The sequence below is a fragment of the Streptomyces sp. NPDC096323 genome (assembly GCF_040302845.1).
In the GTDB taxonomy this organism is placed as follows: Bacteria; Actinomycetota; Actinomycetes; order Streptomycetales; family Streptomycetaceae; genus Streptomyces.
The window spans coordinates 177504-191713 of the sequence record NZ_JBEOSI010000006.1 but is presented as its reverse complement, the minus strand read 5'-3'; the positions used below and the strand labels follow the sequence as shown (position 1 = coordinate 191713).

Below are 14210 nucleotides of genomic sequence, written 5' to 3'. Positions count from 1 at the left end.
TACCCCCCGCGCACGGCCCGCCCGGTGCGATCCGCGTACGCTCTCCGGCGGGCGCGGCGCAGGCTGGGTCCGCCGATCCTGTGCCACCGGGGGAGTCCGTGACCACCGCACTCGTAGGCGCGCTGGGCGCCCTCGCCCACGAAGCGGCCCACGCCCTTCCAGGCCCCGGCTGCGCCTGCCCGCCGCCGGTCGTCCTCGCGGACCGGGCGGACGGCACCGTGGTCCGCTGCGGGCCCGTCGTCGCCAAGGCCCACGCCGCCGGTACGGACACCGCCGACCTGTCCGTACGCCTCGCCCTGGCCGCAGACCCCATGCGGGCCGGCATCCTGCTCGCCCCCCTTCCCGTGCCGCCCCCCGGAGGCCCGGCACGGGCGGATGGCGCCTCGCCCCGCCTCACCGAGCTGCACGGCCGCCCGGTCACCCTGTGGCCGTACGGAGAGCCCGTGGACCCCGGAGACCCGGACGCGGCACCGTGGGAGGAGGCGGCCGTCCTGCTGGCCCGCCTGCACCGCACGGTCCGGTCCGCCTCTCCCGCGCCACCCGCCATGCGAGGCCCGGCGAAGGCCGCGCTCGCCGTGGCCCGGATGCGGGCGGCCCGGTCCGGCGACCCGGCCGTCGCCCCCGTGCTCGCGGCCTGGCACGGGCTGCCGCCCTGGGCGCGGGACGAGGCCCCCGCCCCCGCGCACCTCGCGCACGTTCTCTGTCACGGAGACCTGCACCTGGGCCAGCTCGTCCGGCACCCCGCACCGCACGGCCCGTGGCTGCTCATCGACGTCGACGACGCGGGAACCGGCGACCCCGCCTGGGATCTGGCGCGGCCCGCCGCCTGGTACGCGGCCGGGCTGCTGCCCCCCGATGTCTGGTTCCGCTTCCTGGACGCCTACCGGGCCGCGGGGGGCCCCGCGGTGTGCCCCGACGGCGATCCCTGGCCCGCGCTGGACGTCGCCGCCCGGGCCCTGACCGTACAGACGGCGGCCCTGGCTCTCGCCAAGTCCGCCGCGGAGCACAGGGTTCCGGATGAGGTGGAACAGGTCATGATCGATGCTTGTGCCCGAATTGCCGCTCTCCGGCCCGAGTTGAGCGCCGAGCACTCGTCGTAGGGTGAACCGACCGCCGCCGGGCATGCATTCCGGCGACGGCTGACCGACGACGAGGAGTGAGCCCGCAGATGCAGTGTCCCAAGTGCCACGCACAGATGCAGACGTTCAACCGCAACGGCATTCAGATCGAGCAGTGCAGCGGCTGCCGGGGGATATTCCTCGACTACGGCGAGCTGGAGTCCCTGACCCGCATCGAGGCGCAGTGGACGCAGCAGGCTCCGCCGGCGCCGCCCGCCCCCCAGGCCTACCCGGCAGCCCCGGCGCCCGCCTGGGGCGCCCCGCAGCAGCACCACGGCGGCCACCACCAGGGCCACTACCGGCAGAAGAGCTTCGGCCGGATGCTCTTCTCGTCCTGACCCGGCCCGGCGCCGCTGCCCGGACGGAACGCGTCCGGGCAGCGGCGCCGGCGCATGAGGGAACGACGAAGCCCCGGTCGTCGAGACGACCGGGGCTTCGGGCTGTGCGCGATACTGGGATTGAACCAGTGACCTCTTCCGTGTCAGGGAAGCGCTCTCCCGCTGAGCTAATCGCGCAGGGTGACCCTGCGTGTACTGCGTGCGCGATACTGGGATTGAACCAGTGACCTCTTCCGTGTCAGGGAAGCGCTCTCCCGCTGAGCTAATCGCGCGGGGGTCCTTGCGGACCGGTGGACGATACTGGGATTGAACCAGTGACCCCTTCCGTGTCAGGGAAGTGCTCTCCCGCTGAGCTAATCGTCCTTGGAGGTGGAGACGGGATTTGAACCCGTGTAGACGGCTTTGCAGGCCGTTGCCTCGCCTCTCGGCCACTCCACCAGGGGCGGGGGTTCGGGAAGATCCCCCACCTTCTGCGAGCGGACGACCAGGTTCGAACTGGCGACCTCAACCTTGGCAAGGTTGCGCTCTACCAACTGAGCTACGTCCGCTTGTCGGTTCCGGTTCACTTGCGCGTCCCGGCGACGTGTTGAACTCTAGCGGATTCCGGGGCCAGCACAAAAACGCGTTTGCGCAGCGTGCGCAGCTGCGCCCGCCCCGACGCAGGTCGCCGCGGGCGGTTCTAGACTCACCGACGTGCACGACCTCCCCCCCATCGCCCGCTTCGGCGGCCTCGTCGCCTCCGGTCTGCGGGACGTGACCAGTGATCCCGCAGCCCTCGACTCGTCCGGCTTCTGGGCCGTATCGGCCGATTTCGAGGGCCGGCTCGTCTGTGCCCGCTTCGCCACCGTGCGCACCGAGGCCGTGCCCGCGCCGGTGCCGGGCGCCTGGCGGGGCCCCGCCGCCGGTGACTGGACCTCGTCCCTCGACCGCGCCGCGTACCTGGAGGGCGTACGCCGCATTCGCGCGTACATCGCGACGGGCGAGGTCTACCAGGCCAACCTCTGCCGCGTGATGACCGCGCCGCTGCCCGATCCGTACGCGGCCGACGTGGACGCCCTCACCGCGCTCCTGGCGCGCGGCAACCCCGCCCCGTACGCAGGAACGATTCGGCTCCCCGGCCACGGTGTGGAGATCGCCACCGCCTCCCCGGAACTGTTCCTGCGCAGGGACGGCCGCACGGTCGAGTCCGGACCGATCAAGGGCACCGGCCGTACCGAGGCCGATCTGCTGGAGAAGGACCACGCCGAGAACGTGATGATCGTCGACCTGGTCCGCAACGACCTGGGCCGGGTCTGCGCCACGGGATCGGTCACCGTCCCGGACCTCTGCGCCGTCGAGAAACACCCCGGCCTCGTCCACCTCGTCTCCACCGTGCGCGGCCGGCTGGCCGACGGCGCGGGCTGGCCCGAACTGCTCGCCGCGGCCTTTCCGCCGGGGTCGGTGACAGGGGCGCCCAAGTCCAGCGCGCTGCGGATCATCGGGGAACTGGAGACCGCTCCCCGCGGCCCGTACTGCGGCGGCATCGGCTGGGTGGACGCCGACCGGGCCACCGGCTCGCTCGCCGTGGGCATCCGCACCTTCTGGGCCGACCGCACGGGCGGTGCTCCGGTGCTGCGGTTCGGCACCGGGGCCGGCATCACCTGGGGCTCGGATCCGGAACGCGAATGGGACGAGACCGAACTCAAGGCGTCCAGGCTGCTCGCGGTAGCGTCGGGCGCATACGAAACAACCGGAAGGACCGCACCATGAAGATCTGGGTCAACGGGGGACTGCGGGCCGCCGAAGACGCCCGGGTGTCCGTACTCGACCACGGACTGACCGTGGGCGACGGCATCTTCGAGACGGTGAGGACCGCCGACGGCAGGCCCTTCGCACTCACCCGCCATCTCGGCCGGCTGACGCGCTCCGCCCTGGGCCTCGGCCTGCCCGCGCCCGACCCGGACGAGGTGCGCCGGGCCTGCGCCGCCGTCATCGACGCCAATCCGGTCCCGCTCGGCAGGCTCCGCATCACCTACACCGGCGGGATCTCGCCGCTCGGCTCCGAGCGCGGCACCGCCGGCCCCGGACTGGTCGTCGCCCTCGGCGAGGTGAAGCGCCGCCCGGACACCACGGCCGTCATCACCGTCCCCTGGACCCGTAACGAACGCGGCGCGCTCACCGGGCTCAAGACCACGTCGTACGCGGAGAACGTCGTCGCGCTGGCCCGCGCCCACGAGCAGGGCGCCTCCGAGGCGCTGTTCGCCAACACCGTCGGCCGGCTCTGCGAGGGCACCGGCTCCAACGTCTTCGTCGTCCTCGACGGACAGCTGCACACGCCGCCGGTCGCCTCCGGCTGCCTGGCCGGAATCACCCGCGCGCTGGCGGTGGAGTGGACCGGGGCGCAGGAGACCGACCTGCCGTTCGACGTCCTGGACCGGGCCGAGGAGATCTTCCTGACCTCGACCCTCCGTGACATCCAGGCCGTCCACCGGGTCGACGGCCGGGAGCTGCCCGGCGGGCCGGGACCGGTGACCGCCAAGGCCATGCGCGTCTTCGACGAGCGGGCCGCCGACGACCTGGATCCGTGACCGGGATGCCGACCGGCGGGTCCGCCGCCGGAAAAGCGGATGACGGGCGCCCGGCCGGGGGATAGAAATCCTCTGATGACCACGACACTCCGGCCGTCCGGGCCGATCCAGCCAGGCGCCGACGGCGCACAGAGCCGCGCCTACGACGTGTGCGACAACGGCCGCCCCGTCGGCGCCGTCGAGATCGGCGTCGAGCCCGGCTCGGACGGCGGCACGGGGCTGCTGAGGTCCCTGAGGATCGACGAGCCGGTCCGGCGGCGCGGCCGGGGCACGATCGCCGCCCTGGCGGCCGAGGAAGTGCTCAGGAGCTGGGGCTGCACGCAGGTGCGGACGGACGTCGCCGCCGGCAACGTCGCCGGCGGGCGGCTGACCGCCGCACTCGGCTACACCGAACGCAGCCGCAACATGGTCAAGCAGCTGCCCTCGGACCCCCCGGACCTGCCCGGAGGACTGACCACACGGCCCATGACGCCGGAGGAGTTCGCGGCCTGGGAGGACGGCGCGATCGCCGGGTACGCGGAGAGCCTGGTGACGCGTGGCACCCCACGGGAATCGGCGCTGCGGGCGGCCCGCGCCTCGCACGCCCGATTTCTGCCGCAGGGCCTCGCGACGGAGGGCGCGCAGTTGCACCACCTCATCCACGAGGACGAGAAGGCCGGGTTCCTGTGGGTGGCGAAGTTCGAGATGCACCCCGGCCAGGTGGTCGGATACGTCTTCGACGTCGAGGTGGACGAACGGTTCCGGGGGCGGGGGTACGGCCGGGCGCTGATGCTCCAGGCCGAGCGCCTCGTGCTCGCGGCCGGCGACACGCGGCTGGGCCTGCACGTCGTCACGGCCAACACGCCCGCACTCCGGCTCTACGAGTCGCTCGGCTACGAGCCGACCCAGTACAACCTGGCCAAGCCGCTCTGACGCGGGCTGCCGGCAGTACCGCCCACAGCCCCCCAGCCCCGTCCTCAGCCCTGCTCGGCGAGCAGCCGGTCGGCGATCGCCTCGATGCGCTCCCGCAGACCTTCCTGGCTGCTGCCACCGTCCAGCAGCTCGCCACCGATCACGTACGTGGGCGTGCCGGTGACCCCGATCGCCTTGCCCTCGGCCTGGTCGGCATCGACGATCAGCATGTGCCGGCCGTCGATCAGAGCGGTGTCGAACTCCTCGGCGTCCAGACCCAGTGACTCCGCCACCTCGACCAGCAGCGGCTCGCCGGTGCGGCCGAGATCGGCGGTGCGGGCGAGCACCGCCTCGATGTACGGCCAGTCCTTGCCCTGCGCCGCAGCCTCCTCGGCCGCCTGCGCGGCGGCGTAGGCGTGCTTGTGCTTCTCCAGCGGGAAGTGCCGGAACCGGATGTCGAGCCGGTCGCCGTACCGGGCGCGCAGGGCCTGCACATCGGTGAGGGCGCGGTGGCAGTCGGGGCACTGAAGCTCGCACCAGATGTCGAGGACGACGGGCGCTGCGGGGGTGGAATCGCTCATGGGTCCAGTCTCCCAGGACGCGCGGGGGCGCCACGACCGGCCCGGGGGAGGGGAGCGGACGGTTGCGGGCCGTACGGCACCTGGGGAGGATCCCGGCCCTGAAATGTCCCTGATGTGGGCTCGGAGCATGGCCGCCCGCCCGGTCGCCGGTGCAGGATGGAAGGGACGTTTCCCCTGCGCCTGGAGGCACCGATGCTTGCCGAGACCATCTGCTCCGCGGTGTCCGCGGCGGGCCTGGGCATCGCCGCCGTCACCGCGTACCGCAAGCGGTTCCTCACGGCCACCAGGATCGCCGCCTACTCCCTGGTGCCGATCGGCCTCGTGCTGACGGGCGTCGTCGAGTGGGTGTCGGACATCGCCTTCAAGCCGAGCGTGTGGCTCGGCTTCGGCGTGCTGGGCGTGGCCTGGCTGCTGTTCATGACCACCCGCGCGATCGAACGCCGCGGCGGGGGGACGCGCAAGGAGCGCAAGGCGGCGGCCCGGGCAGCGCGGACCGACGCGGTGGCGCCGGCCGCCGCGGCCCCCTCGCTGGGGGCGGGCGTACCCGCGGCCGAGCCGCGGCAGAAGCCGAAGAAGCAGTCCTCCGCCGCCGGGCCCGGCGACGACTTCAGCGACATCGAGGCCATCCTGAAGAAGCACGGCATCTGAGGGGCGGCCGGCCTGCCCGGGCCCGTCCGGAGGAGCGCCGGAACCGCGCCCTTATGAATCGATTCAGGCATGATCCTTGACGAGCTTCGGGGAGAGGGCTAGCGTCCCGACCGATTGAAACAATTCATTCACGCCCGTCCGTACGACGGCGTGACGCCGCTTGACGAGCGCGGCCAAGGGCAGTGGGGCAGGACAAGTGGCGCGTGTGGCAGGGATCAAGGACGTGGCCCGGCAGGCCGGCGTTTCCGTGGGCACGGTCTCCAATGTGATCAACCGTCCTGAAGCGGTGCTGCCCGAGACCCGGGCCCGCGTGCTGGCCGCCATCGAGGAGCTCGGCTACGTCCGCAGCGAGTCGGCCCGCCAGCTCAGGGCGGGCCGCAGCCGCATCATGGCGCTCCTCGTCCTGGACATGGGCAACCCCTTCTTCGTCGACGTGGCCCGCGGCGCCGAACGCGCCGCCCGCCAGGCCGGCCTAGGCGTCATGGTCTGCAACAGTGGCCAGAGCCCCGCGGAGGAGGCCGAATACCTCGGCCTCTTCGCGGAACAGCGCGTCTGCGGCGTGCTGGTCACCCCGGCCGACGCGACCGGCCGCAACCTCGAGTCCTTCGCCCGCCACGGGATTCCCCACGTCCTCGTGGACCGGGTCGCGTCCGGCACCGGCACCTGCGCGGTCTCCGTCGACGACGTCCGAGGCGGCGCCCTGGCCGCGGGCCACCTGATCTCGGCCGGGCACCGCTCGGTGGCGTACGTCAGCGGACCCGGCGACCTGCACCAGATCAGGGACCGTCGGGTGGGCGCGCTGTCCGCCCTCGCCGAGGCCGGGCTGCCGCCCGAGGCGCTCGTCGAGATCCCCTCGGACCGCCTCGACGTGGCGGCGGGCCGTGACGCCGGGGCCAGGCTGCTCGGCCTCGTCCCCCGCCCCACGGCCGTGTTCTGCGCGAACGACCTGCTCGCCCTCGGCGTGCTCCAGGCCCTGTACGCGGCAGGCGTGCGGGTGCCGCAGGACATCGCCATCGTCGGCTACGACGACATCGAATTCGCCGCCGCCGCTGCCGTGCCGCTCACCTCGGTCCGCCAGCCCGCGGTCGTGATGGGCCGGATGGCCGCCGAACTCCTGCTGGAGGAGGCGGACGACGAGGGCGGAACCCACGAGCACCGCAGCGTCGTGCTCCAGCCGGAACTCGTCGTGCGCGCGTCGAGTTCCACGCCCCGCTGAGCGCCGCCGCCCGGCCTGTTTCCCTTCCCTCCGCCGCCGTTCCCTTTCCGCACGCCCGAAATGGAGATGCCGTGTCCCTGTTCGACCTGCCCCTGGACCAACTTCGCACCTACCGGCCGGAGTCCGGCGAGCCCGACGACTTCGACGCCTTCTGGCGCCGCACCCTCGACGAGGCCGCCGCGCACCCGTTGGACGCGGAATTCACTCCGTACGACGCCGCGTTGAGCACCGTCGACGTCCACGACGTGTCGTTCGCGGGCTGGGGCGGCCACCGCATACGCGCCTGGCTGAACGTGCCCGCCGGCGCCGAGGGCCCGCTGCCTACCGTCGTGAACTACCTCGGCTACGGCGGCGGGCGCGGACTGCCGCACGACCACCTGGTCTGGCCCGCCGCCGGCTGGGCGACGCTGGTCGTGGACACCCGCGGCCAGGGCGCCGTCAACAGCCACTCGGCGGGCTCCACCGCCGACCCGCACGGCGGCGCCAACCCGCAGTCCCCGGGCTTCATGACCCGCGGCATCCTCGACCCCGACGAGTACTACTACCGACGGGTGTTCACCGACGCCGTGCGCGCCGTCGAGGTGGCCCGCGCCCACCCCTCCGTCGACCCGGACCGGATCGTCGTGCACGGCGGCAGCCAGGGCGGCGGCATCGCCCAGGCGGTCGCGGGGCTCAGCCCCCACGTCAAGGCGGCGCTCGTCGACGTACCGTTCCTGACGCACTACCGGCGGGCCGTCGAGATCACCGACAAGGACCCTTACCAGGAGATCGTGCGCTTCCTGGCCACCCAGCACGGCCACGCCGACCAGGTGTTCCGGACCCTGTCGTACTTCGACGGCATCAGCTTCGCCGCCCGGGCGGACCTGCCGGCGCTGTACTCGGTGGCCCTGATGGACCCCATCTGCCCGCCGTCCACGGTCTTCGCCGCCTACAACAACTGGGCCGGCCCCAAGGAGATCGAGGTCTACCCCTGGAACGGCCACGAGGGCGGCGCCTCCGCCCACCGCGCCGCGCAGCTGCGTATGCTGCGCGACCTGGGCTGACCGGACAAGGGCGGGTTGCGGGGGCGGAGTCCCGGAAGCCTGCGGGGGGAGTGCGTTCCGAAAGCCTGACGCACGATCGGACGCCGGAGCGATTCGGACCGCCCGGGGAGGCGTGAACTCCCCTCCCGAAAAGGCGTGTTGGCCGTCAATATGGGGCCGGTCTGCGTCATGATCGTCCCGAGATGGTGGACACCTCCCGGGGCGATGCCCCCGCACCCCCAGCCGAAGAGCCGCGTGGCTGCCTCTTCGCGCTTTCCCAGCCCCCCCTGATGATCTTCCTCACGGTGATCGGCGGCCTGCTGCTGATGGCCGCGCTGCACGATCTCTTCGTGCTGTGAGCCGTCAGCCGGCTGCTTCCCTGCGGCGCGCCCGGTACGCGGCGACGTGCAAGCGGTTACCGCAGGTGCGGCTGGAGCAGTAGCGGCGGGAGCGGTTGCGCGAGAGGTCGACGAACGCGTCCCGGCAGTCCGGGGCCTCGCAGCGCCGCAGCCGTTCCGTCTCGCCCGCCACGATGATGAAGGCGAGGGCCATGCCGCAGTCGGCCGCCAGGTGGTCGGCGAGCGAGGCGTCCGGTGAGAAGTAGTGCACGTGCCAGTCGTAGCCGTCGTGGTTGCTGAGCTGCGGCGTGGTGCCCGCGGCGGCCACGAGCGCGTTGACGAGCGAGGCGGCGACCTGCGCGTCGGCCGCGGCGAAGACCTCGGCGAATCGTGCCCGTACGTCGTGGACGGCTCGCAGGTCCTTCTCACCGAGCTCGCTCACTCCGCTCACCCGGTGACGCCCGGCGAACGCGTACAGCGCCTCGATGCCGGCGAGCCCGTCGACCGGTGAGCCGCCCCCGGGCGACTCGTTCTCCGGCGCGGTGTTCACCAGATCGACCACCGTTTCGAGGGCGATCCGGGTGTCGTGGGGGATCAGCACGCTTCCGCTCCCTGGCCTCCGGCGGGACCGGACGCCCGCCGATGCCGGCCGACTCTACTGGTACGCCCCCGGCGCCCCGGGCCGCGAGGGGCCTCTGAGGCCCCTGGGGCGTACCGGTTCGGCCCGTGACCGGCAGAGGAGGCTCCACGCGTGTCTGGCGGGCGTACGCGGGCCTCCGGCCGGGTCTGGGAGCCTCGCGGCGACGGGCGGCGCGAACGCGGACCGGCGCCGTCCCCACGGTGGATTCCGTGAGGACGGCGCCGGTGTCAGCCGTATGAGGTTGTGGGTGCGGCGCCGTCTCCCCGAGTCGGACGGTGCCGTGCGGCTCTCGCCTGGCTCAGCTCTCGGCCAGGATGTGTGAGAGCTCCGTATCGAGATCGAAGTGACGATGCTCGGTCCCCGGCGGAACCGCGGCGTCGGTCCTCTTCAGGAACGACTCCAGGGCCCGTGCCGGGGCCTCCAGCAGGGCTTCGCCCTCTGGGGAGCTCAGTGCGATACAGACGACGCCCTGGCCGTGACTACGGGATGGCCAGACACGGACGTCTCCGGTGCCGGTGGGCCGGTGCAGCCCCTCGGCAAGGAGGTCACGGGCGAAAACCCACTCGACCGTCTCCTCCGCTCCGGTGTGGAAGGTGGCGTGCACGGCATACGGATCGGCCGTGTCATACCGCAGGCCCGCGGGTACAGGCAGTGAGGACTCGCTCGACACAACGAGGCGCAGGTGCAGCTCGCAGCTGACCGTGGTGTTCATAAGCGCCAGGGCCTTTCGCTCAGTGTGCGCTCGGGGATTCGCACGTCGGCGAAATCGACATGCCACCTACGGTGGCGTTGTAAACCCCTCTGACCGTTTTGTGATTCTTCGGGTAGCTCGTACAGCGGTGTGTAACTTTGAGTCATGCGGCCATTCCGGTGACGAGGAGCGTTCCGGTAGGTTGAGCTCCATGAATGCGGAGAGTGACGAGCGGGGCGGAGCCGCCGCACCGGCGGATCCGGCCCCTGCGGCGGGGGATGGACACAAGAGCGTGACGGGGGACGTCACGGAGGGTGTGGTGAAGGAGGAGCGGGAGCTGGGCTCCAGGGCGCCCGGTTTCATCAAGGCGTCCAGGGCGCTGCACCTGAGCTGGCAGGTCGGCGTGTTCGTCGTCGGCCTGGCCGTGGTGGCGGCGGGCGTCGTCATGCTGCCGCTGCCGGGCCCCGGCTGGCTGGTGATCTTCGGCGGCATGGCGATCTGGGCGACCGAGTTCGTCTGGGCCCAGCTGGTGCTGCGCTGGACGCGCCGGAAGGTCACCGAGGCCGCCCAGCGCGCGCTCGATCCCAAGGTGCGACAGCGCAACATCATCCTCACGGTGATCGGTCTCGTGATCATCGCGGTGCTGGTCGGGATCTACGTGTGGAAGTTCGGAATCGTCATGCCGTGGAAGATCGACGAGTGACCCGGGGATGGTCGGGGCGCGCCGCTGACATGGGGTAATGTTTGGCGTGCGCCCGGGCGATTAGCTCAGTGGGAGAGCGCTTCGTTCACACCGAAGAGGTCACTGGTTCGAACCCAGTATCGCCCACCCCGGACCGACGGCCCGGAAGCTTCCACAAGCTTCCGGGCCGTCGGCGTTTCCGGCTCTCCCGGGGGCCCGCTTCCATCGATTTTCGTCCCAGCCATTGACGTCGCCGGTGCCGCTCCTTACTTTGACCCGGCAAGCGCTTTCTAAAACGATTCAATCAAGCGTAGGGGCGAACTATGTCTCGGAACCAGAGCATGGACCGGCGGCAGATGCTGAAGCTCGCGGGCTTCTCGGCAGCCGGTCTCGGGCTGACCGCGGCCGGCTGCGGCTCGGGCGGCGGCTCGAACGGGCCGGTCACCATCCGGCATGCCTGGTGGGGCGCCGACGACCGGGCCAAGAAGGTCCAGGAGTGCGTCAAGCTCTTCGAGAAGAAGCACCCGAAGATAAAGGTGAAGACGGACTTCCAGCAGTACCCGGACTTCTGGAAGAAGTTCAACACCCAGGCGGCCGGCGGCAACCCGCCCGACGTCATCCAGAACGCGGTGACCTTCCTGCGCAAGTACGAGGCGAAGCACGTCCTGCTCGACCTCAACCCGCAGGCGAAGAAGGGCAACCTCCAGATGGACGGCTTCCGCGCCGGGCTGGAGAAGTTCGCCGAGATCGACGGCAAACTGCTCGGCGTGCCGGTCGGCAGCAACTCGATGGCCCTGGTCATCGACGAGAAGGTCTTCGAGAAGGCCGGCGTCGACCACAGTCTCGGCTGGACCTGGGACGACTGGTACGCGGGCCTGCGGAAGATCAAGTCCGGTCAGGGCATAGCCGGCGACTCCGGCCCGCACGGCGTCATGTACCTGTACGACCTGGTGCTGCGCCAGAACGGCAAGGCGTTCTTCACCGAGGACGGCATGGGCTTCGGCGAGAGCGAACTGCTGCCGTACTGGACCGAGGCGCTCGCCCGGGTCAAGGCCGGCATCTACGCCGACCCGAAGAAGGTCGAGCAGATCAAGCCGGCCTCCGCCCTCGCCAAGGGCCTCTCGGCCGGCGAGTTCACCTGGGACAACTTCTCCGTCCGCTACAGCGCGGAGGGCAAGAGCAGCTACAGCCTCGCGCCCATCCCGAGCACCGACGGCAAGAAGACCGGTCAGTACCTCGGCTCGCTGATGCTGAGCGGCACGGCCCGCACCAAGCACCCCGCCGAGGTCGCCACCTTCATCAGCTTCATGACCCACGACCCGGCGGTCGCCCGCATCATGGGCTACGACCGCGGAGTCCCCGCCACCACCGCGCAGTTCGAGGCCTTCCAGCCCACCGACGCCCCGAGCAAGGCGATCGGCGCGTACGAGACCGAGATCGCCAAGGCGGGCGTGCTGGAGCCCATCACCCCGCACCCGGCCGGCGCCGACGTCGTCGAGGCGGCGTTCCTGCGCATCGCCGCCGACATGTCCCTGGGCAAGGCCTCGCCGGAGGACTCCGTGAAGCAGTTCTTCTCCGAGGCGAAGACCGCCCTCGCCTCGAACTGAGAGGAATGACGCGGTGACTCACATCCAGACCTCCACGAGCGGCCCGGTCCTCGACAAGGACCTCGCCGCCGTGGAGCGGAGCGGCCCGGGACGTACGCCCCGCCCCGCACCGCGACCGCGGGGCCACCGCGAGAATCTGACCGGCTATCTCTTCATGTCGCCCTGGATCGCGGGCTTCCTGTTCCTGATCGCCGGGCCCATGGTCTTCTCGCTGTACCTCGCGTTCACCGACTACAACCTGTTCGACGCCCCGAAGTGGGTCGGCCTGCAGAACTTCACCGACATGTTCGCCGACCCCCGCTGGCGCCAGTCGGTCAAGGTGACCTCCTGGTACGTCGTGATCGGCACACCGATCAAGCTGGCGGCCGCGCTCGCCGTGGCCATGCTGCTGGCGCAGAAGCGCTGGGGCCAGTCCTTCTACCGGGCCGCGTTCTACGCCCCGTCGCTCATCGGCGCGAGCGTCTCGGCCGCCATCGTCTGGCGCGCCCTGTTCTCCGACGACGCCGTCGTCGACCGGGGGCAGCAGTTGTTCGGCATCGACGCGGGCGGCTGGATCGGCGACCCGCAGATGATCATCTACGCGCTGGTGGCCCTCACGGTCTGGCAGTTCGGCGCCCCGATGGTGATCTTCCTGGCCGGCCTCAAGCAGGTCCCCAAGGAGCTGTACGAAGCGGCGGCGATGGACGGGGCCGGCCCCTGGCGCCGGTTCTGGAGCGTCACCCTGCCGATGATCTCGCCGGTGCTGTTCTTCAACGTCCTGCTGGAGACCATCCACTCCTTCCAGATCTTCGGATCGGCCTACATCGTCAGCAACGGCAGCTGCGGGCCGGCCGACGCCACGCTCGTCTACACCTGTTACCTGTACGACCAGGGCTTCGCGAACAGCCGCATGGGCTTCGCCTCCGCCATGGCATGGCTGCTGCTCGTCGCCGTGGGCCTGGTCACCGCCGTGCTGTTCTGGTCCCAGAAGCGCTGGGTGCACTACGAGGAGGGGGGCCGATGACCCCGATGGAAACCACCACCACCGCCGTACGGCGCCGGTTCCCCGGCTCCCTCGCCTGGCACATCGGCGCACTCGCCCTCCTCGTGGTGGTCCTCTACCCGGTGGCGTGGACGATCGGCGCCTCGTTCAAGCCGAGCGGGGACATCGTCGGCGCGCTGAACCTCTTCCCGACCGACCCGATCACGGACAACTACCGGCGTCTCGCCGACGGCATCGCCGACATCCCGATCTGGAAGTTCTTCCTGAACTCGGCCTATGTGTCCGTTGGTTCGGTCATCGGAGTCGTACTCTCCTGCTCGCTCACGGCCTACGCCTTCACCAAGGTCCGCTTCGCCGGGCGCAACCTCATGTTCGGCATCATGATCGGGACGCTGCTGCTCCCGTACCACGTACTGATCATCCCCCAGTACGTGATGTTCCAGAAACTGGAGCTGATCAACACCTTCACCCCGCTGCTGATCGGCAAGTACCTCGCCACCGACGCGTTCTTCGTCTTCCTGATGGTCCAGTTCATGCGCGGACTGCCCAAGGAACTCGACGAGGCCGCCCGGCTGGACGGCTGCGGGCACCTGCGGATCTACTGGTCGATCGTGATGCCGCTGTGCCGGCCCGCGCTCATCACCAGCGCCATCTTCACCTTCATCCAGGCCTGGAACGACTTCATGGGCCCGCTGCTGTACCTCAACGAGCCGGACAAGTACACCGTCTCGATGGGGCTGCGGATGTTCATCGACCAGGACGCCGTAGCCGACTACGGCGGCATGATCGCGATGTCCCTGGTGGCCCTGCTGCCGGTGCTCGCCTTCTTCCTGGCCTTCCAGCGCTACCTCATCGACGGCATGGCCACCTCCGGCCTGAAGGGCTGAGC

General features: G+C 70.9%; 16 protein-coding genes and 6 tRNA genes. 14 read left to right on the top strand and 8 right to left on the bottom strand.

From position 1 onward, the window contains the following. Positions 1-98: 98 nt before the first annotated feature. Together ABTX18_RS18480 and ABTX18_RS18475 are read left to right on the top strand one after the other, a co-directional pair. Positions 99-1100: a phosphotransferase enzyme family protein gene (locus tag ABTX18_RS18480; RefSeq protein ID WP_352123755.1), complete on the top strand. Its 1002-nt coding sequence runs from the start codon at positions 99-101 to the stop codon at positions 1098-1100. 68 nt (positions 1101-1168) lie between these two features. Next, the gene (locus tag ABTX18_RS18475; RefSeq protein WP_352123754.1) at positions 1169-1456 is read left to right on the top strand and encodes a TFIIB-type zinc ribbon-containing protein; all 288 of its coding nucleotides are present in this window, start codon (positions 1169-1171) and stop codon (positions 1454-1456) included. Positions 1457-1561: 105 nt separating this feature from the next. On the opposite strand, the gene ABTX18_RS18470 is transcribed toward ABTX18_RS18475, so the two are convergent. From ABTX18_RS18470 to ABTX18_RS18450, 5 genes are all read right to left on the bottom strand, one after another. Beyond that, positions 1562-1633: transfer RNA gene (locus tag ABTX18_RS18470), tRNA-Val, on the bottom strand. A gap of 23 nt (positions 1634-1656) precedes the next feature. After that, positions 1657-1728, bottom strand: a tRNA-Val gene (locus ABTX18_RS18465). A 19-nt stretch (positions 1729-1747) separates the two neighbouring features. Next, positions 1748-1819, bottom strand: a tRNA-Val gene (locus tag ABTX18_RS18460). Between the two features lies 1 nt (position 1820). Continuing rightward, positions 1821-1894 (bottom strand) — tRNA-Cys (locus tag ABTX18_RS18455). A 37-nt stretch (positions 1895-1931) separates the two neighbouring features. Next, positions 1932-2004 (bottom strand) — tRNA-Gly (locus ABTX18_RS18450). Between the two features lie 145 nt (positions 2005-2149). On the opposite strand from ABTX18_RS18450, the gene ABTX18_RS18445 reads away from it, so the two are divergent. The 3 genes from ABTX18_RS18445 (at position 2150) to ABTX18_RS18435 (ending at position 4935) form a co-directional block, all read left to right on the top strand. Then, on the top strand, positions 2150-3205 hold the full coding sequence (locus tag ABTX18_RS18445) for a chorismate-binding protein (RefSeq protein ID WP_352123753.1): 1056 nt from the start codon (positions 2150-2152) through the stop codon (positions 3203-3205). Continuing rightward, positions 3202-4023, top strand: a complete 822-nt coding sequence (locus ABTX18_RS18440) for an aminotransferase class IV (RefSeq protein WP_352123752.1) — start codon at positions 3202-3204, stop codon at positions 4021-4023. Before ABTX18_RS18445 ends, ABTX18_RS18440 begins: the two co-directional genes overlap by 4 nt. 75 nt (positions 4024-4098) lie before the next feature. Then, positions 4099-4935 (top strand): GNAT family N-acetyltransferase, encoded by an 837-nt coding sequence (locus ABTX18_RS18435; protein ID WP_352123751.1) that lies wholly within the window; start codon positions 4099-4101, stop codon positions 4933-4935. 44 nt (positions 4936-4979) lie between these two features. Here ABTX18_RS18435 and ABTX18_RS18430 read toward each other — a convergent pair whose 3' ends face one another. Further along, entirely contained in the window at positions 4980-5495 is a 516-nt protein-coding gene (locus ABTX18_RS18430) for a DsbA family protein (protein WP_352123750.1), read from the bottom strand. Positions 5496-5687: 192 nt separating this feature from the next. On the opposite strand from ABTX18_RS18430, the gene ABTX18_RS18425 reads away from it, so the two are divergent. From ABTX18_RS18425 to ABTX18_RS18410, 4 genes are all read left to right on the top strand, one after another. Further along, complete coding sequence (locus ABTX18_RS18425; protein WP_352123749.1) at positions 5688-6143, top strand: hypothetical protein; 456 nt, start codon at positions 5688-5690, stop codon at positions 6141-6143. Positions 6144-6339: 196 nt separating this feature from the next. Beyond that, positions 6340-7359: a LacI family DNA-binding transcriptional regulator gene (locus ABTX18_RS18420; RefSeq protein WP_352123748.1), complete on the top strand. Its 1020-nt coding sequence runs from the start codon at positions 6340-6342 to the stop codon at positions 7357-7359. 71 nt (positions 7360-7430) lie between these two features. Then, positions 7431-8402 (top strand): acetylxylan esterase, encoded by a 972-nt coding sequence (locus ABTX18_RS18415; RefSeq protein ID WP_352123747.1) that lies wholly within the window; start codon positions 7431-7433, stop codon positions 8400-8402. Positions 8403-8584: 182 nt separating this feature from the next. Beyond that, a complete protein-coding gene (locus tag ABTX18_RS18410; protein ID WP_164494018.1) occupies positions 8585-8740 on the top strand; it encodes a hypothetical protein in 156 nt (51 codons plus the stop codon). A gap of 4 nt (positions 8741-8744) precedes the next feature. Here the strand turns inward: ABTX18_RS18410 and ABTX18_RS18405 are convergent, their stop codons facing one another. Both ABTX18_RS18405 and ABTX18_RS18400 read right to left on the bottom strand, forming a co-directional pair. Then, positions 8745-9320 (bottom strand): CGNR zinc finger domain-containing protein, encoded by a 576-nt coding sequence (locus ABTX18_RS18405; RefSeq protein ID WP_352123746.1) that lies wholly within the window; start codon positions 9318-9320, stop codon positions 8745-8747. Positions 9321-9657: 337 nt separating this feature from the next. Beyond that, complete coding sequence (locus ABTX18_RS18400; protein WP_003959770.1) at positions 9658-10071, bottom strand: SsgA family sporulation/cell division regulator; 414 nt, start codon at positions 10069-10071, stop codon at positions 9658-9660. Between the two features lie 190 nt (positions 10072-10261). Here ABTX18_RS18400 and ABTX18_RS18395 point away from each other — a divergent pair, with 190 nt between their 5' ends. From ABTX18_RS18395 to ABTX18_RS18375, 5 genes are all read left to right on the top strand, one after another. Then, the gene (locus tag ABTX18_RS18395; protein ID WP_352123745.1) at positions 10262-10753 is read left to right on the top strand and encodes a TIGR02611 family protein; all 492 of its coding nucleotides are present in this window, start codon (positions 10262-10264) and stop codon (positions 10751-10753) included. A gap of 54 nt (positions 10754-10807) precedes the next feature. Next, a tRNA-Val gene (locus ABTX18_RS18390) sits at positions 10808-10879 on the top strand. Positions 10880-11055: 176 nt separating this feature from the next. Further along, positions 11056-12339: an ABC transporter substrate-binding protein gene (locus ABTX18_RS18385; RefSeq protein WP_352123744.1), complete on the top strand. Its 1284-nt coding sequence runs from the start codon at positions 11056-11058 to the stop codon at positions 12337-12339. 13 nt (positions 12340-12352) lie between these two features. Next, positions 12353-13342: a carbohydrate ABC transporter permease gene (locus ABTX18_RS18380; RefSeq protein ID WP_503061166.1), complete on the top strand. Its 990-nt coding sequence runs from the start codon at positions 12353-12355 to the stop codon at positions 13340-13342. Continuing rightward, positions 13339-14208 carry a carbohydrate ABC transporter permease gene (locus tag ABTX18_RS18375; protein WP_352123743.1) on the top strand — a complete coding sequence of 290 codons (870 nt, stop codon included), beginning with the start codon at positions 13339-13341 and terminating at the stop codon, positions 14206-14208. Before ABTX18_RS18380 ends, ABTX18_RS18375 begins: the two co-directional genes overlap by 4 nt. The last annotated feature ends 2 nt before the right edge of the window (positions 14209-14210 follow it).